At 72.1% G+C, this 16,802-nt stretch carries 12 protein-coding genes; 3 read left to right on the top strand and 9 right to left on the bottom strand.

Features of this window, described 5'->3' with window-relative positions; genetic code table 11:
* Positions 1–250 precede the first annotated feature (250 nt).
* Positions 251–3,856, bottom strand: a complete 3,606-nt coding sequence (locus tag FDP22_RS24620) for a two-component regulator propeller domain-containing protein (RefSeq protein WP_170317813.1) — start codon at positions 3,854–3,856, stop codon at positions 251–253.
* A gap of 658 nt (positions 3,857–4,514) precedes the next feature.
* On the opposite strand from FDP22_RS24620, the gene FDP22_RS20410 reads away from it, so the two are divergent.
* On the top strand, positions 4,515–5,102 hold the full coding sequence (locus FDP22_RS20410; protein ID WP_239031975.1) for a TetR/AcrR family transcriptional regulator: 588 nt from the start codon (positions 4,515–4,517) through the stop codon (positions 5,100–5,102).
* A gap of 270 nt (positions 5,103–5,372) precedes the next feature.
* On the opposite strand, the gene FDP22_RS20405 is transcribed toward FDP22_RS20410, so the two are convergent.
* The 4 genes from FDP22_RS20405 to FDP22_RS20390 all read right to left on the bottom strand — a co-directional run bounded on the left by FDP22_RS20405 (position 5,373) and on the right by FDP22_RS20390 (position 8,899).
* Positions 5,373–6,311, bottom strand: a complete 939-nt coding sequence (locus FDP22_RS20405; RefSeq protein WP_170317812.1) for a fatty acid desaturase — start codon at positions 6,309–6,311, stop codon at positions 5,373–5,375.
* Between the two features lie 24 nt (positions 6,312–6,335).
* On the bottom strand, positions 6,336–7,367 hold the full coding sequence (locus FDP22_RS20400; RefSeq protein WP_138578128.1) for an alpha/beta fold hydrolase: 1,032 nt from the start codon (positions 7,365–7,367) through the stop codon (positions 6,336–6,338).
* Complete coding sequence (locus FDP22_RS20395; protein ID WP_138578126.1) at positions 7,364–8,494, bottom strand: iron-containing alcohol dehydrogenase; 1,131 nt, start codon at positions 8,492–8,494, stop codon at positions 7,364–7,366. Before FDP22_RS20395 ends, FDP22_RS20400 begins: the two co-directional genes overlap by 4 nt.
* 111 nt (positions 8,495–8,605) lie before the next feature.
* On the bottom strand, positions 8,606–8,899 hold the full coding sequence (locus FDP22_RS20390) for a DUF1330 domain-containing protein (protein ID WP_138578124.1): 294 nt from the start codon (positions 8,897–8,899) through the stop codon (positions 8,606–8,608).
* Positions 8,900–9,273: 374 nt separating this feature from the next.
* Between FDP22_RS20390 and FDP22_RS20385 the strand changes: the two genes are divergently transcribed.
* Positions 9,274–10,221: an aminotransferase class IV gene (locus FDP22_RS20385; protein WP_138578122.1), complete on the top strand. Its 948-nt coding sequence runs from the start codon at positions 9,274–9,276 to the stop codon at positions 10,219–10,221.
* A 126-nt stretch (positions 10,222–10,347) separates the two neighbouring features.
* A complete protein-coding gene (locus FDP22_RS20380) occupies positions 10,348–10,914 on the top strand; it encodes a carboxymuconolactone decarboxylase family protein (protein ID WP_138578120.1) in 567 nt (188 codons plus the stop codon).
* A gap of 447 nt (positions 10,915–11,361) precedes the next feature.
* On the opposite strand, the gene FDP22_RS20375 is transcribed toward FDP22_RS20380, so the two are convergent.
* The 4 genes from FDP22_RS20375 to FDP22_RS20360 are packed head-to-tail and all read right to left on the bottom strand — an operon-like array spanning position 11,362 to position 16,594.
* Positions 11,362–12,531, bottom strand: coding sequence for an acetate/propionate family kinase (locus FDP22_RS20375; protein ID WP_138578118.1), 1,170 nt, complete (start codon positions 12,529–12,531; stop codon positions 11,362–11,364).
* A complete protein-coding gene (locus FDP22_RS20370) occupies positions 12,528–13,931 on the bottom strand; it encodes a bifunctional enoyl-CoA hydratase/phosphate acetyltransferase (RefSeq protein ID WP_138578116.1) in 1,404 nt (467 codons plus the stop codon). Before FDP22_RS20370 ends, FDP22_RS20375 begins: the two co-directional genes overlap by 4 nt.
* A 4-nt stretch (positions 13,932–13,935) precedes the next feature.
* Positions 13,936–14,712: an enoyl-ACP reductase FabI gene (fabI, locus tag FDP22_RS20365; RefSeq protein ID WP_138578114.1), complete on the bottom strand. Its 777-nt coding sequence runs from the start codon at positions 14,710–14,712 to the stop codon at positions 13,936–13,938.
* A 4-nt stretch (positions 14,713–14,716) separates the two neighbouring features.
* Entirely contained in the window at positions 14,717–16,594 is a 1,878-nt protein-coding gene (locus FDP22_RS20360) for a PHA/PHB synthase family protein (RefSeq protein ID WP_138578112.1), read from the bottom strand.
* Positions 16,595–16,802 lie beyond the last annotated feature (208 nt).

Below are 16,802 nucleotides of genomic sequence, written 5' to 3'. Positions count from 1 at the left end.
GGCGGGCTTTGGGGCGCGCGTCCCCGGGCGCTCCTGCACAGGGCCGCGGGGGGCGGCACTGCGCCCGTGAGGCATGGCGTCGGACGGCGGTCGGGTTTTGGCGCGGGCGTTCCCGGGCGGTTCGGCGCAGGGCCGCGGGGGGGGCCGCCGCCCCCGCGGCGGCGGGGCGTCGGATGGTGGGTATGCGAGCCCTGGCGCGGGCGTTCCCGTGCGCTTTGCGCAGGGCTCCGGCCGGGGTGGCAAAGATCGGTCAGGCAGGGGCGGCCCGGCCGGGAAGGGCGGGCAGGGCGAGGCGGAACACCGTGCCGCCGCCGGGCGCGGGTTCGGCCCGCAGGCTGCCGCCATGCGCGGTCGCGATCGAGCGGCTGACGGTGAGCCCGAGGCCCATGCCCTGCGGCCGCGTGGTGTAGAAGGCGCTGAAGATGTCGCCGGAGGCGGGGGCGGGGATGCCGGTGCCGGTGTCGGCCACGAGGATCTCCACCGCGCCTTCCAGGGTGCGGGTGACGACGCGGATGCGCCGCTCGGTGCCGCTCTCGCCGCGCATCGCCTCCATGGCGTTCTTCAGCAGGTTCAGCACCACCTGCTGGATCTGCACCCGGTCGCCCTCCACGCGCGGCAGGTGCGGGTCGAGATCGAAGCCGAGGTTGACGGCGTTGCGGCGCAGGTCGCCCTCCACCAGCAGCCGGAGTTCGAGGATCGCGTCGTTGATGTCGACGGGCCGGCGTTCCGTCTCGGCCCGCCGCACCAGGGTGCAGATGCGCCGGACGATCGCGGCGGCGCGGCGGCCGTCGCGCACGATCTGCTCCACGGTGGTGGTGAGGCGGTCGTAGTCCGGCGGGTCGCGGCGGAGCCAGCGCTGCCCGGCCTCCCCGTTGGTGACGATGGCGGTGAGCGGCTGGTTGATCTCATGCGCGATGGTGGCGGTCAGCTCGCCCACCGCGACCACGCGCGTGGCGTGGACGAGATCGGCCTGCGACTTGCGCAGCGCCATCTCGGTCTGCTTGCGCCGGGTGATGTCGCGGGCGATGACCAGCACCGTGCGCTCGGCCCGGGGGCCGCCGGGCTCCGCGATCACCCGGCAGTCGAGGGTCACCGTGCCGCCGGGCCGTTCCAGGGTGAATTCCTCGTCCACCGGCTCCCCGGTGAGCAGGGCGCGCACCACGGCGTCGCGCCGCACGGGCATGCAGTCGGGCGGGATGTCGGCCAGGCGGTTGCCGGTCAGCCCGGCTTGCGCGTGGCTGGCGAAGGCAAGGGCGCGGGGGTTCGCGTAGCGCACGTGCAGGGCCGGGTCGATGCGCAGGACCATGTCGGGCGCGTTCTCGGCCAGCTTGCGGAAGTCGCGCTCGCGCCCGGCCACCTGGGCGATGCGCAGCCGCAGGCCGGCGAGGATCAGCCCCAGGGTGGCTAGGGCGGCGGCGCCGCGAAACCACCATGTCTCCCACCAGGGCGGCAGGATGCGGATGGGCAGGGCGATGCCCGGCGCGCTCCAGTCGCTGCGGGCCGTCGCGCCCTGCACGCGGAACACGTAATCCCCGGCCGGCAGGGTGGTGAAGCTGGCCGCGCGCTGCGCGTCGCCCGGCGTGCGCCACTGGTCGTCCAGGCCTTCGAGCCGGTAGCGGGTGCGGTTGGTGGCCGGGTCGAGATAGCTCAGCGCCGAGAAGCTGAGGCTGAAGCTGTTCGCGCCGGCCGGCAGGGTGAGCCGGTCGAGGAACCCGGCCTCCCGCCCGCCGGTGAGCGCCGCGGCCTCGCGCGCGGGCAGGTAGGGAAACCGCAGGTCGGTGAGCGCCACGGGCGGCGCGGGCTGGGCTTCCTTCAGCGCCTCGGGGAAGAAGGCGATGCCGCCGGTGAAGCCGCCGAAGAACATCTCGCCGCTGGGGCTGTGGAAGGCGGAGGACCAGCCGGTGAGGTCATCGCCCGGCAGCCCGTCGGCGGCGGAGTAGGAGCGGAAGGTCCCGGCGGCGGGGTCGTATTCCAGCAGGCCGCGGTTCGAGCTGATCCAGAGCGTGCCCTCGGCATCCTCCAGGATGCGGCTGACGGTGCGGCCGGGCGCGTCTGCGCTTTCGTAGATCGGGGTGAAGGTGCCGGTGGCGCGGTCGAACCGGTCCAGCCCGCCCTGCGTGCCCACCCAGACGGTGCCGTCCCGGGCGACATGGACCGCGGGCACCATGTTGTCGCGCAGGCTGCCGGGCTGGCCGGGCACCGACCTGTAGACGTCGATGCGCCCCGTCGCGGGGTCGAACCGGTGCAGGCCGGAGTAATGCGTGCCGAGCCACAGCGTGCCGTCGCGGTCCTCCGCAATGGCGACATAGGCCTGGGCGCGGCGGTCCGACCAGTCCGCCTTGTAGGTGGTGAACCGGCCGGTGTCAGGGTCGCGGCTGCACAGCCCGTCGTCGGTGCCGGCCCAGAACGTGCCGTCGCGCGCCACGAACAGCCGGTGGACCTGGTTGTTGCACAGGCTGCCGGGGATGTCCGGGTCGTGGCGGTAGGTGGTGAACCGGCCGGTGGCCTGGTCCAGCCGCGCCAGCCCGTGGCCGTAGGTGCCGGCCCAGATCGTGCCCTGCCGGTCCTGCGCGATGGTGATGACCATCGGCTTCTGGCCCAGCCCCTCGTGGAAGCGGGTGTAGCGGCCGGTGGCGCGGTCGATCCGGGTCAGCCCGCCGTCATTGCCGATCCACAGGGCGCCCTGGCGGTCCTCGAAGATCGCGTTGATGAAATTGGTCTCCAGCGTGTCGCGGGCGGTTTCGTCATGGACGAAGGTCTCGAACAGCGGCGGGCGCGGGTTGAAATGGCTCGGGCCGACGGAGTGGTGGCCGACCCAGATCGTGCCCTCCCGGTCCTTGAACAGGGCGATCACCTTGTTTTCGGGAATGCTGGCCGGGTCGGCATAGTCATGGACCACGCGGGCGAAGCGGCCCGCGTCCGGGTCGAAGCGCATCAGCCCCATGCCGGGGGAGCCGACCCACAGGGTGCCGTCGTCATCCTCGACCATGCCCATCACGCCGGTGAGCTCGTCGGGTGAGGGCGAGGTGTCATGGAAGGAATAGCGCGTGAGCCGGCCGGTGGCCCGGTCGAGCAGCGCCAGCCCGTCGCCGGACGCGTGCAGGATCCAGAAGCGCCCCGCGCTGTCCTCGAAGAACGAGATCTGCACCGGGTCCGGCAGGGAGACGCGGAGGGTGACGCGCCCGGTCGCGGTGTCGAGGCGTTCCAGCCCCAGCGTGGTGCCCACCCAGAAGCCGCCCTCCCGGTCCTCCCCCGTCCAGCGCACGTCGTTGGTGCCGATGGTGTCGGGGTCCTGCGGGTCATGCTCCAGGCGGGTGACGGCGCCGCTCCCGGGGTCGAAGCCGAAGAGGCCGGCCCCGGTGGCCAGCCACAGGCGCCCGCCGGTGTCCTGCGAGATGTGCACGATGGTGGGGGACAGGCTGTCCCCGGGCCCGGACCAGGCGGTGATGCGCTCAAAGGTTCCGGTGGGGGCGTCGAACCGGTCCAGCGCCTGGGGCGTGGCCACCCAGATATGGCCGTCGCGGTCCTTGAACAGGGCGGTCACGAACATGCCGCTCATGCTGTCGGGCCGGCGGGTGTCATGGGCGAAGACCCTGAACGCGTGGCCGTCGTAGCGGTTCAGCCCGAACTGGGTTCCCATCCAGAGGAAGCCCTGGTCATCCTGCAGGATCTGCGCGACGCGGGTCTGCGACAGGCCGTCGGCGGTCGACAGTCGGGCGAAGCGCTGCTTGCCACCCGGGACCACCGGCAGGCGCAGCACCCCGGCCTCTGCGCGCGCCTGAACCTGCTCGGCCCGCGGGGCCGAGGGCGCGACAGCCAGCAGGGCGCCAAGCAGGAACCGGAGCAGAAGATTCATCGACACCACCCGAAGTCGTGAGGCCCGTGCACATGCGGCGCTCGCAGGCAGGTTGCCCCGGCGGAGCATAGCACCGCCGGGGCGCCGGGCGACAGAGGCCGCTGCGGGCCCGGCGCTGCGTGCCCGTGCCGGGAAGGGAGGGGAGCAGACGCCGGGGCGCCGGAAGCGCGAGGAAGGGGGTTGCGCGGTCCCTGCGCGGATGGCTGTAGCTTCGCCGCCCGCCGCCCGCCGCCCGCCGCCCGCCGCCCGCCGCCCGCCGCCCGCCGCCCGCCGCCCGCCGCCCGCCGCCCGCCGCCCGCCGCCCGCCGCCCGCCGCCCGCCGCCCGCCGCCCGCCGCCCGCCGCCCGCCGCCCGCCGCCCGCCGCCCGCCGCCCGCCGCCCGCCGCCCGCCGCCCGCCGCCCGCCGCCCGCTGCATCCGGCGAGGGGTGACGGGGGTCGGGAGTGATGGCGGGCAGGGGTGGGCGCGCCGGCGGTTGCCATCGGATCATGGGCTCGTGACGGCTCGGCGCCAGGGGTGCACGACGATAACGGTGACAGTGACGTTGGCGGCGACGTTGGCGGCGACGGTGACGGCGACAGCGACAGCGGCGGTGATGGTGGCGGCGGCGGGGTCGGGGCGCTATACCCGACCGGGACAGCATCCCGAAGGAACAGCCCGTGGCAGAGAGCAGTGACAGGCCGGCCCGCAGGGGGCGCCCGCGGTCCGTCGCCACGGAGCAGGCGATCCTCCTGAGTGCCTATGACATCATGGCCGAGGAGGGCCTGGCGGCCGCGACCATCGACGCCGTGGCCCGCCGCAGCAAGGTCTCCAAGATGACGATCTACAAGTGGTGGCCCTCGCGGGAGGCGCTGCTGATCGACGCCTTCCTGATGCGCGCCGCCGCGCTCCTGCCGCTCGGCGCCGGGGGCGCGCCGCTGGACGTGGTGGAGGACCATGCGGCCGCCTATGCCGAGGCGCTTGCGGGGGATTTCGGCAAGGTCCAGCTTGCCGTGGTGGCGGAGTGCATCACCAACGGCGGGTCGGCGGCGATCTTCTCCGAGCGCTATCTCGGCCCGCGCCGCGCCGCGCTTCTGGAGGTGCTGCGGGCGGGGCAGGCCGGGGGCAGCATCACCCGGGCGCAGGAGGCCGGAGACCTCTACGACCAGATCTACGGCACGCTGTTCTACCAGTATGTCTTCGGCTTCCGCGCACCCGCGCGCGACCATGCCCGCGCCCTCGTGCGCGCCGTGCTCACGCGGCCCTGAGCGGCGCCGGTGGCGGAGCCCGGCGCTTGGAACGGGTGGCGCAGAACCTCTCCGGCGCGTGGTGCGGACGCCCGTCCGAGGGGCGCGTGCCGGCTGATGGGTCCCTGTCCCTGATGCGGGGGGGCCGGCGCGGACAGCCCGCGCGCCGTGCTCACGCAGGCCGGAGCGGCGCGGGCAAGCGTGGGGGCAGACCATCCTGCAGGGAAAGGCGCGGCACCGGGCCAGGCCATGCTCCGGTGCGTGTCCCTTCGGGCCCGGGAGGGCCGGGGCTCAGGCCTTCGTGCGCCGCGCGGCGCGGAACCAGGCCCAGGTCTCGCGCGTCACGGCGCGGTAGTTCCGCCCCGGGTGGCGGATGCGCGCGGCGATGATCCCGTTCAGCTGCGGCAGGGTGTGGAACGGCACCGACGGATAGGCGTGGTGCTCCACATGGTAGGGCATGTTCCAGGCAAACCAGCGCACCAGCGCCGCGGTGTAGGTGGTCCTCGTGTTCTCATAGGCGCTGCGGGTGTGCGCGCAGCCGGTATGCTCGGCGTAGAGATAGGGCCGCAACAGGAACTGCCCCAGCACCAGCGGCACCAGCCATGTCCACAGCAGCAGCGTGCTTCCCGCGGCCACCGACAGCCCCAGCAGCGCGAGATAGCCCAGCAGGTAGAGCCGCACCTCGCGCAGGATCAGCCCGCGCTTCTTCGGCGGAATCCACGGCGCGGTCACCCGGCCGGTGAACGCGTGGCGCAGGTGCAGGCGGAGGCGGGCGAGCAGCTGCAGCAGCCCGGTATAGGCCACCGCCAGCCGGGCGTCGGAGGCGGGGATGCGCGCGGTCATCAGCTCCGGGTCGCGCTCCGGGTCCTGGGTGTAGCGGTGGTGATCCCAGTGGAACAGGCAGTAGTATTCGTAGGGCAGCAGGATCAGGAAGCCGCTGAGATGCCCGAGCACCAGGCACATCCGGCGCGAGCGGAACACCGTCTTGTGCGCGGCCTCGTGCAGCGCCATGAACAGGAAGGCGACGAGCCCGCCCTGCAGCGCCATCAGCGGCAGCGCCCAGCCGAGGCCCGCGCGTGTGATCACAAGCCAGATCAGCCCCCCGGTGAGCCCGATGGCGCCGAAATGCGTGGCGGCGCGCAGCAGCCCCGGCAGGGTGGTGCGGTCGGAGAGCGCGCGCACCTGCGCAGGCGTCAGCGCCGGGGCGGAGAGGGGGTCATGCGCGGGCATACGGGACATCTCCTGCTTCGTGGATCAGCGCTGCAGGAACGCGGAAACGGTGGCGTTCAGGAAGGCGCTGTCGGCCGCGTTCCGGGCCGGGTTGCCGGCGCGGTGGCCGTGATCTGACGGGACCGGGACCAGCTCGGCGGACCGGGCGCCGGTGAGCAGGGGGATCTCCCGCGCGCTGTCGTCCTGCTGGAAATAGGCGTCCGTGCGCCCGGGCATCAGCAGCACCTTCGCGGTGATCGCGGCCATGGCGCGGGGGAAATCCCCCTCGAAGGCGGGGCTGCGGCTGATGTCTCCGGCCTGCCAGGTGGCAAGCTGGGCGAGGAGGTTGTTCGCGTCGCGGTGGGCGAAGGCCGTGTCCCAGGAGCCGGCGAGATAGGCCTCCAGCGAGGGGAACCCGTCCGCGCGCCACAGTTCGTCGCGGTAGAAGGCATGCGACATCGCCCATCCTGCGTAGACCCGGCCCATGGCGCGCAGCCCGGCGGCGGGATGGCTGGTGAAGCGGCCGTCGCGGAAGGCGGGGTCGGTGGTGAGCGCGGCGCGCACGCTCTCCAGGAACACGGTGTTGAACGGCGAACAGCGCGCGCTGCCGCAGACCACCGCGATGCGCTCGACCATCTCCGGGAACAGGCTGGCCCAGTGGTAGGCCTGCATGCCGCCCATCGACCAGCCGTAGACCATCGCCAGCCGCGCGATGCCCAGTTCTTCGGTCAGCAGGCGCTGCTGCACGCGCACCGCGTCATGGTAGCTTACCAGCGGATAGCCCGCCGGCCCGAACTCATGCGCGGTGTTGGAGGGCGAGGAGGAGAGCCCGTTGCCGAACAGGTCCACCTGCACGATGAAATGCGTCTCCGGGTTCAGCGCGCCGCCCGGGGCGATCAGCCAGTCCACGTCGGAGTGCTGCGCCCCGAAGGAGGTGGGGTAGAGGATCACGTTGTCCCGGCGCGCATTCAGGCGGCCGTGGGTCCGGTAGGACAGCTTCATGTCGGGGAACACGATGCCGGAATGCAGGGTCACGTCTCCGGCGGCGAACAGGGCGTGGGCTGGGGCGTCATTCATGCGACGAGCTCCGAATAGAGGGCGAGGATATCGGCGTCGCCCAGCGGGCGGGGGTTCGTCGGTCGGGAGTGATCGGCGAGCGCCCCTTGCGTGAGCCCGGGGATCATAGCCGCCGTCACGCCCATGTCGCGCAGGGATAACGGCAGGCCGAGATCCGCGTTCAGCCGCGCCACCGCCTCCGCGAGGCCGGTTCCGGCGGGCAGGCCGAGCGCGCGGTGCAGCTCCGCGATGCGCCCGGCGGCGGCCGGGGCGTTGAAGCGCAGCACCGCCGGCAGGATGGCCGCGTTGCAGCTGCCGTGATGCAGCGACAGCGACTGCAGCGCACCCAGCGGGTGGCTCAGTGCGTGCACGGCGCCGAGGCCCTTCTGGAAGCCCAGGCCGCCTTCGATGGAGGCCATCATCATGTCCGTGCGCGCGCCGAGGTTCCCGGGCTCGGCCGTGGCGGTGCGGATCGCGCCCCAGGCGCGGCGGGCGCCGTCCAGCACGATCGCGTCCACGGCGGGGTTGTAGAGCGGCGAGAGGTAGCTCTCGATGCAGTGGCTCAGCGCGTCCATGCCCGTGGCCGCGGTGAGCAGCGGCGGCAGGCTGACGGTGAGCGCGGGGTCGCACAGCGCGACCACCGGCAGAAGCTGCGGCGAGGCGAACACCAGCTTCGGGCCGGAGGCGAGCGTGATCAGCGCGCCCCGCCCCACCTCGGAGCCGGTGCCGGCCGTGGTCGGCACCGCGATCACCGGCGCGCAGGGCCCGATCCGCGGCGTGCCGCCATGCAGCGCCGCGTAGCGCTCCAGCGGCAGCGGATGGGTTGCCAGCAGCGCCACGGCCTTGGCGAAGTCCAGCGGCGAGCCGCCGCCGATGGCCACGATCCCGTCACAGCCTTCGGCAAGGTAGAGCGCGCGCGCGGCCAGCACCGCCGCCTCCGTGGGGTTCGGCGGCACGGCGTCGAACAGGCAGGTCGGCCCGGCGATGCTGTCGCGCAGCCTGTCGACCAGCCCGGTCGCGACCAGCCCCGCATCGCTCACCAGCAGCGGCCGGCGGATGTCCGCGGCGGCCAGCTCCCCGGGCAGCGTCTCCGCAGCGCCGGCCCCGAAGGTGACCCGGTTGAGAAAGTGGAAGCGGGCAAGGGTCATCGGCAGGTCCCGGACAGGCCCCGGCGCGGGGCTATTACTGTACTTTCAGTACACTAAAAATAGCGGCGCGCCAGTGATTCGTCTGTGCCAGGTGCCGGGGCCCGGCCGGTGTCAGCCCAGGTCGCCGCGCAGCAGCACGATTTCGCGCTGCGAGGCCTTCGCGGCCCAGTCCCGTGCAGGGGCGTATTCGGGGTCGTCATGGCAGGCGCGGGCATCTTCGAAGCTGGGGAATTCGACGATGATGAAGCGCGTGGTCTTGTAGGCCTCCAGCAGCGCGGCCTGCACCTCCGGCGGGTTCACGCGCGCGCCGTAGCGCTGCGCAATCGGCTTCCACAGCCCGCCATAGGCCTGTTGCGCCTCCGCGTCCGTTACCTCCGCGCCGAGCACGAGCCAGTACCCTTTCATCTCATCCCTCCTGTCATCCGCAACGCGCGGTGTCCGGCCGAGCGTATACTCCGGTTTCGGGGAAGAACAGGCGCGCGGACACGCGGACCGCCAGGCCGGGGTTCTGGCCATATCGCCCCGCAGGGGCGCAGTCCTCGTATCGCCCGCAGGGGCGTAGTCTCCATCTCCCCCCGGCAGGGGCACAATCGCGGTGTCGCTCCGCGGGGATGTACCGCCCGGATCGCCCTGACGGTCTGTGGCCGCCGGCCTCTCCACGTGCAACAGCACTCCCGAGTGCCTCAGCCCGGGCCTGCCGGAGCCCGCTTTGCTGCTCGACGCCCCGGCGATCGCAGCTAAGGTGGGCGGAGGCAACCGGCTGAGAGGACACCCCGCGCATGACCCCGACCTGCGAAAACCCCTATGCCGCGGGCGCGGCCTATCTTGACGGGCGCTACATGCCGGTGGGCGAGGCGCGCATCCCGGTGACGGACTGGGGGTACCGCCGCTCCGATGTCACCTATGACGTGGTCGGCGTGTGGGACGGGGCGTTCTTCCGCCTCGACGACCATCTGCGCCGCTTCCGCCGCTCGATGGAGGCGCTGCACATGCGCCCTGCGGAAAGCGACGCGGAGATCCGCGCGGTGCTGGAGCGGATCGTGGCGCTCTCCGGCCTGCGCCGGGCCTATGTGGCGATGGATTGCCTGCGCGGCGCCCCCCCGCCGGGCGCGCTGCGCCACCCGGCCTTCGGGCGCGCCTACCTCTCCTGCTACGCAGTGCCCTGGGTGTCGGTGGCGAGCGAGGAGATGGCCACGCGCGGCATGCACCTGATGATCCCGAAAGTGCGCCGCATTCCGCCCGAGAGCTTCGACCCCAGGGTGAAGAACTTCCACTGGGGAGACCTCACCGAGGGCATGTTCGAGGCGCGGGACGCCGGCGCCGATTTCGCCATCCTGCTCGACGGCGAGGGCCACGTGACTGAGGGCGCCGGCTTCAACGTGTTCAGCGTCACCGGCGGCGTGGTGGCCACGCCGGCGCGCGGCGCGCTGGAGGGGGTGACGCGGCTCTCGGTGATGGAGCTCTGCGCCGAGCTGGGCCTGCCGCTGGAGGTGCGCGACATTCCGGCAGAGGAATTCCGCGCCGCGGACGAGATCTTCGCCTGCACCACCGCGGGCGGCATCATGCCCGCCGCGCGCATCGACGGGCGCATCATGGGCAATGACCGGCCCGGCCCGATCTCCACGCGCCTGCGCGACCGGTTCTGGCAGAAGCGCGCCGAGGGCTGGCACGCGACCCCGGTGGATTACGCCGCGCATGCCGCCGTGGCGGAGGGCGGCGCGGGCTGATCGGCGCGAACCTGCCCCTCGGGTGAGGCGGTTCATACCTCTGGATAGGGCGGCTGCCTCTGGTTCCGCGGCGCGGCGGCCCCATGTGATATTGCAGTGCAGCACCCCGGATGGAGGATCTCCGCAATGCGCCTGCCCCTGATCGACCCGACCGACCTCACCGACGCCCAGAAGCCGCTCTACGCCGACATGAAGCAGGGCATCGGACAGAAGTTCAACGCCTTTGAGACCATTCACGAGAGCGGCGCGCTGATGGGCCCGTGGAACCCCTGGCTGCATGAGCCGCGCATCGGCGGCGCGATCTGGGAGCTGACGAAGGCGATGTCGATGGAGGCGACGCTGCCGGACAATGCCCGGCAGATCGCCATTCTCGTGACCGGGGCGCATTTCAACGCCGCCTACGAGATCTACGCCCATGCCGCGGTGGCGGAGAAGGAGGGCATGAGCGCCGAGCGCCTCTCCACCCTCTCCGCCGGGGTGAAACCCACCGGCCTGGAGGCCGAGGAAGAGGTGGCCTATGACGTGGCCCATGCCCTGGTGACCGGCGGCACCCTGCCGCGCCCCACCTATGACATGGCGGTGGCGAGCTTCGGCCAGCACGGCGCGAACGAGCTGATCTATCTCGTCGGGCTCTACTGCCTCGTGTCGGTCACGCTGAACGGGTTCAACGTGCCGGTCCCCGAGAAGGACTGACGCGCCGCCACCGGGGGGGAAGGCGCGTCGGTTCCCGAGAAGGACTGACACGCCGCCGCCGGGCGGGGAAGCGCGCCGGTGCCCCGAGAAGGACTGACACTCCCCCGCCGGGGCGGGAAGACGCGCCGGTGCCCGAGACGGACTGACACGCCGCCGCCGGGATGGGAAGGCGCGTCGGTGCCTGAGAAGGACTGAGACGCCGCCGCCGGAGCGGGGAAACGTGCCGGTCTCCCGGGCAGGCCCGGCACGCGGGCTCCCGCGGCGGGCTCGCAAGCGGGTCTGCTGGCAAGGGAGCGTGCCGGTTCAAGGGCACGACGGATCCGCCGCCGCGCGGAGGTGGCTGCGTGCCAGTGCGGCGCGGTGAAGCCCGCGAGGGGGCCGGGCGTCGGCCGCACGAGAGGGGCGCCTGCCGGGCGGCCCTCTCGTGACCGGTCCCGTGTGCGAGGCCTAGAGGCCCAGCGTGGCGGTGGTGTGACGGGCGATCATCCGCTCCTCGTCGGTGGGGATGGTGTAGGCGGCGACCACGCTGCCGTCCGCGCTCAGCAGCGGGCCGCCGGCGAGGTTCGCGGTGGTGTCCGGCTCCAGCCCCAGCCAGCGGCAGCCCTCCATGATGCGGGCGCGCACCCGGGGCGCGTGCTCGCCGATGCCGGCGGTGAACACCAGCGCGTCGATGCCGCCGAGCGCCGCGGCCAGCGAGCCCACCATGCGCGCGGCGCGGTAGCAGAACAGCGCCACCGCCTCCTCCGCCTCCGGGGCCGGGCTGGCGAGCAGGTCGCGCATGTCATGGCTCAGGCCCGAGACGCCCAGCAGGCCGGAACGGTTCGACAGCAGGTCGTCCACCTCCGCCACGCTCATGCCCCGGTCGCGCATCAGGTGGAGGAGCACGCCGGGGTCGATCTCGCCGCAGCGCCTGCCCATCATGAGGCCGTCGAGCGCGGTGAAGCCCATGCTGGTGGCCACGCTGGCGCCGTTCTCGAAGGCGCACATGCTGGCCCCGTGGCCGAGATGGGCGGCAATGATGCGCCCCTGCGCCCGCGCGCCCATGTAGTGCGGCAGCACGGAGGCGATGTACTCGTAGGACAGGCCGTGGAAGCCGTAGCGCAGCACGCCGCCCTCGGTGAGCGCGCGGGGAATGGCGAAGAGCTGCGCGAGCCGCGGCTGGCTGCGGTGGAAGGCGGTGTCGAAACAGGCCACCTGCGGCACCTCCGGCAGGGCGGCGGCCAGCGCGTCCACCCCCGCGAGGTTGTGCGGCTGGTGGGCGGGGGCGAGGGGGGCGAGGGCGGCGAGCTTCGCGTGGACCTGCGGTGTGACGATGACGGGAGCGGCGAAGTCCGCGCCGCCATGCACCACCCGGTGACCGCCGGCGACGATGTCGATGCCGTCGAAGCGCTGCATGAGGGCGGCCACCAGCCAGTGCATGGCGTTGGCGTGGCTGTCGCCGTGGCCGCCGGGCACCGGGGCGACGGGGTCATGGCCGAAGCGGTACATCGCGCCCGCGCCGATGCGCTCCACCAGCCCGCTCACCAGCGCCTGCGTGTCGGCGGGGCCCTCGGCGGAGAACAGCGCGAACTTGATGGACGAGGAGCCCGCGTTCAGGACGAGGACGGCGTCGCTCATGCCTTCCCCCCGGCGTGGTGATGCACGAAGAGCTGGGCCAGCGCGGCGGAGGCGAGGCGCGACAGCGCGCCGTCCGCCCGGCTGGTGAGCATGATCGGCACCCGCGCGCCCAGCACCAGCCCGGCGGAATCCGCCCCCGCCAGATACATGAGCTGCTTGGCGATCATGTTGCCCGCCTCCAGGTCCGGCGCGACGAGGATGTCCGCGTCCCCCGCCACCGGCGAGGCGATGCCCTTCGCCGCCGCCGCCGCCTTCGAGATGGCGTTGTCGAAGGCCAGCGGCCCGTCCAGCAGCCCGCCGGTGATCTGGCCGCGATCGGCCATCTTGCACAGGGCGGCGGCGTCTAGGGTGGAGCTCATCCGGGCCGAGACCGTCTCCACCGCCGCCAGGATCGCCACCTTCGGCAGCTCGATTCCCAGGGCGTGCGCGAGGTCGATCGCGTTGGCGACGATGTCGCGCTTGGTGTCGAGATCGGGGGCGATGTTGATGGCGGCGTCGGTGATCAGCAGCGGCTTGGGATAGGTTGGCACGTCCAGGGCGAAGACATGGCTCATCCGCCGCTCGGTGCGCAGGCCGGTCGAGCGGCTGACCACGGCGGCCATCAGCTCGTCCGTGTGCAGCGCGCCCTTCATCAGCGCCTGCGCGCGCCCGGAGCGGACCAGGGCCACGGAAGCCTCGGCCGCGGCATGGCTGTGCGGCGCGTCGACGATCTCCAGCCCGGAGATGTCCACCCTCGCGGCCTCGGCGGCGGCGCGGATCTTCGCCTCCGGCCCCACGAGGACCGGCTCGATCAGCCCCTTGTCGCGGGCATCCACCGCGCCCTGCAGGGAATTCGCGTCGCAGGGGTGGGTGACGGCAGTGGGAATGGGGGCGAGCGCGGCCGTGGCGGCGATGAGCCGGGCATAGCGCGCGCCGCGCTCGTGCAGGTGCACCTCCGGCAGCACGGTGCGCGGGCGGCGCACCTTCTCGGTGGGCGCGATCACCTCCGCCTCGCCGCGGATGGCGAGCGAGCCGTCGGCGAGAATGCCCTCGCAGTCGAGGATCACCCGCTTCTTCGCGTCGTCCTTCTCGCGCACCGTCACACGCACGGTGACGGTCTCGCCCAGGCCGATGGGCTTGCGGAAGCTCAGCGACTGGTTGAGGTAGATCGCCCCGGGCCCGGGCAGCTCGGTGCCCAGCACCGCCGAGATCAGCGCGCCGCCCCACATGCCATGGGCGATCACCTTGTGGAACATGTCGTCACGCGCGTAGTCGGCGTCCACATGGGCGGGGTTCACGTCCCCCGACATCACCGCGAAAAGCTCGATGTCGCGCGGGCCGAGCGTGCGGACGATCTCTGCGCTGTCGCCCACCGACAGCTCGTCATAGGTCCGGTTCTCGATGTAGAGCACGGGCGGTATCCCCTCAGGACATCACGTGGTAGCCGCCGTCGATATAGGCGATGTTGCCCATGACGGAGCGCGAAAGGTCGGAGACCAGGTAGGTGGCCATCGCGCCCACCTCCTCGATGGTCACCAGCCGGCGGATGGGCGCGCGGGCGCGGGCCTCGTCGATCAGCGCGTCGAAATGCCCGATGCCGGAGGCGGCGCGGGTCTGCAGGGGCCCGGGCGAGATGGCGTTCACCCGGATGCCCTGCGGGCCCAGCTCCGCGGCCATGTAGCGGGTGACACTCTCCAGCGCCGCCTTCACCGGGCCCATGAGGTTGTAGTTGTCCACCACCTTCTCGGCGCCGTAGTAGCTCACCGTGAGCAGGCTGCCGCCCTCCTTCATCAGCGGCTCGGCCAGCCGGGCCATGCGGATGAAGGAATGCACCGAGACGTCCATCGCCATGGAGAACCCCTCGCGCGAGCTGTCGACCACGCGGCCGTGCAGGTCCTCCTTCGGCGCGTAGGCGATGGAGTGGAGCAGGAAGTCCAGCTTGCCCCATTTCTGGGCCACCGCGGCGAAGACCGCCTCCGTCTGGCCGTCGATCTCCACGTCCAGCGGCAGCAGCAGGGCGGCGTCCACCGCCTCGGCCACCGGCTCCACGAAGCGCCTCGCCTTGTCCGAGAGGTAGGTGACCGCCAGCTCCGCGCCCGCGGCGTGGAACTGGCGCGCGCAGCCCGCGGCGATGGACTGGTCGTTCGCGATGCCGATCACGAGGCCCTTCTTGCCCGTGAGTATCGTGTTGGTGAAGGACATGGGTTCACTCCATCAGGACATAGGTGCCGGGGGCGTCGGCCAGCGGCGGGAGGCCCTTGCCGGGCGCGCCCATCGGCGGCGGGGCAACGGGCGCGCCGGAGCGCGCGCCGAGCCAGCTCACCCATTCCGGCCACCACGAGCCCTGCTTCGGCTCGGCTGTCTCCGCCCAGTGGTCCGCATCCATGAACGGGTCCGCCGCCAGGGTGGTGTGCACCCGGTAGTGGCGGTGCGGGTGGCCCGGCTCGGAGACCACGCCGGCATTGTGACCGCCCGTGGTGAGCACGAAGGTCACCTCCGTCTCGGTGAGGCGATGCACCTTGTAGGCGGATTTCCACGGTGCGACATGGTCGGTCTCGGTGCCCACGGCGAAGATCGGCGCCTCGATGTCGGTGAGCGAGACCGGCCGCCCCGCCACCTCGAACTTGCCGTTGGCCAGGTCGTTGTCCAGGAACAGGCGGCGCAGGTACTGCGCGTGCATCCGGTAGGGCATCCGCGTGGCGTCGGCGTTCCAGGCCATCAGGTCGTTCAGGCCCTCCCGCTCTCCCATCAGGTAGACCTTGAGGTTGCGCGACCAGATGAGGTCGTTGGAGCGCAGGAGCTGGAAGGCCCCGGCCATCTGGGAACTGTCGAGGTAGCCGCGCTCCCACATCATGTCCTCGAGGAAGCTCACCTCGCTCTCGTTGATGAACAGCATCAGCTCGCCGGCCTCCGAGAAGTCCGACTGCGCGGCGAAGAGCGTGACGGAGGCGAGGCGCGCGTCCGCCTCCCGCGCCATGGCGGCGGCGGCGATGGTGAGCAGCGTGCCGCCGAGGCAATAGCCCACAGCGTGGAGGGTTTTCGCCCCGGTGATCGCCAGCGCCGCATCGAAGGCGGCCATGGGCCCGAGGGTGCGGTAGTCCTCCATGCCCAGCTCGCGGTCGCCCTCGTCGGGGTTTTTCCACGAGATCATGAACACCGTGTAACCCTGGCCCGTGAGGTAGCGGACCATGGAGTTCTCCGGCGACAGGTCCAGGATGTAGTATTTCATGATCCAGGCCGGGCAGATCACCACCGGCTCCGGGCGCACCGTGTCCGTGGTGGGCGCGTACTGGATCAGCTCCATCAGCCGGTTGCGGAACACCACCATGCCGGGGCTCACCGCGAGGGTCTTGCCCGGCGCCCAGTCCTCCCGGCCCGGCACCGTCTTGCCGGTGATGCGGGCGTCGATGTCCTCCAGCAGGTTCCCCATGCCCCGGACCAGGTTCTGCCCGGCCTCCGCGCGGGTGCGCTCCAGCGCTTCGGGGTTGGTGAACAGGAAGTTCGCCGGAGAGACCATGTCGAGCAGCTGCCGGGCGGTGAAGGCGATGGCGTTCTCGCTGGACTTCGAGACGCCGCGCACCCCGGTGGTGGCGTTGTGCCACCATTGCTGGGTCAGCAGGAAGCTCTGGTAATAGAGGTTGAACGGCGGCTGCTGCCAGGCCGGGTCGCGGAACCGGCGGTCCTGGGGCAGCGGCGCGATGCAGGGCTCCTGCGTGCCGTCACCGGTGAGACCGGCGGCGAGATAGTCGCGGAACCGCGCGGCCTTGCGCAGCGCCTTCACCATCAGGGCGGTCTGCTTTCCGGGCGAGGCGGCGAGGTGCATGGCCCAGTCGAGGTAATGTCCGGTCAGCGCGGCGGGGGACAGTCCGCCACTGGAGCGCGCCAGCGCGGCGCGGCTGGCATGGTCCAGCAGCCGTGCCCAGTCCGACAGCGGGTCGTCCTCCTCCCCGATTCGGGGGGGTGCCACCGCCTGGTGCTGCGCCCCGGTGCCGGGCACGTCTTCGGCTTGTCCCGGTGCGGCGCCCGCACGGGTGCCTGCCGCACGGACGGGCCGCTGCGACGGTTCGGGATCTTGAACACGCATGCTTTTCCTCGCGTCTGGGAAAGGTCATCTCGGTGGGGCCGGATGGAAGAAAACGCGACGCTGCCGATAGTGCATCGCAGCACCGGCACATGCAAACCCTTATCGCGAGGCCCGGCGTCGCAGGGGGGCGCACCCGGAATACATGAACATTTTCATATATATGACACAAACGCGCCCGAGCTTGCCGCGCCACTCCGACGGCGCCGAC

Origin of the sequence: Paroceanicella profunda (assembly GCF_005887635.2) — a bacterium.
In the GTDB taxonomy this organism is placed as follows: Bacteria; Pseudomonadota; Alphaproteobacteria; order Rhodobacterales; family Rhodobacteraceae; genus Paroceanicella; species Paroceanicella profunda.
Note: the sequence above shows the minus strand (reverse complement) of the source record. Positions and strands in the feature narration are given on the sequence as shown.

Coding starts and splice junctions, on each gene's coding strand:
- FDP22_RS20385 (WP_138578122.1), top strand. CDS start 9,274: ATGACCCCGACCTGCGAAAACCCCTATGCCGCGGGCGCGGCCTATCTT.
- FDP22_RS20405 (WP_170317812.1), bottom strand. CDS start 6,311: ATGCCCGCGCATGACCCCCTCTCCGCCCCGGCGCTGACGCCTGCGCAG.
- FDP22_RS20375 (WP_138578118.1), bottom strand. CDS start 12,531: ATGAGCGACGCCGTCCTCGTCCTGAACGCGGGCTCCTCGTCCATCAAG.
- FDP22_RS20395 (WP_138578126.1), bottom strand. CDS start 8,494: ATGACCCTTGCCCGCTTCCACTTTCTCAACCGGGTCACCTTCGGGGCC.
- fabI (WP_138578114.1), bottom strand. CDS start 14,712: ATGTCCTTCACCAACACGATACTCACGGGCAAGAAGGGCCTCGTGATC.
- FDP22_RS20390 (WP_138578124.1), bottom strand. CDS start 8,899: ATGAAAGGGTACTGGCTCGTGCTCGGCGCGGAGGTAACGGACGCGGAG.
- FDP22_RS20360 (WP_138578112.1), bottom strand. CDS start 16,594: ATGCGTGTTCAAGATCCCGAACCGTCGCAGCGGCCCGTCCGTGCGGCA.
- FDP22_RS24620 (WP_170317813.1), bottom strand. CDS start 3,856: ATGAATCTTCTGCTCCGGTTCCTGCTTGGCGCCCTGCTGGCTGTCGCG.
- FDP22_RS20380 (WP_138578120.1), top strand. CDS start 10,348: ATGCGCCTGCCCCTGATCGACCCGACCGACCTCACCGACGCCCAGAAG.
- FDP22_RS20400 (WP_138578128.1), bottom strand. CDS start 7,367: ATGAATGACGCCCCAGCCCACGCCCTGTTCGCCGCCGGAGACGTGACC.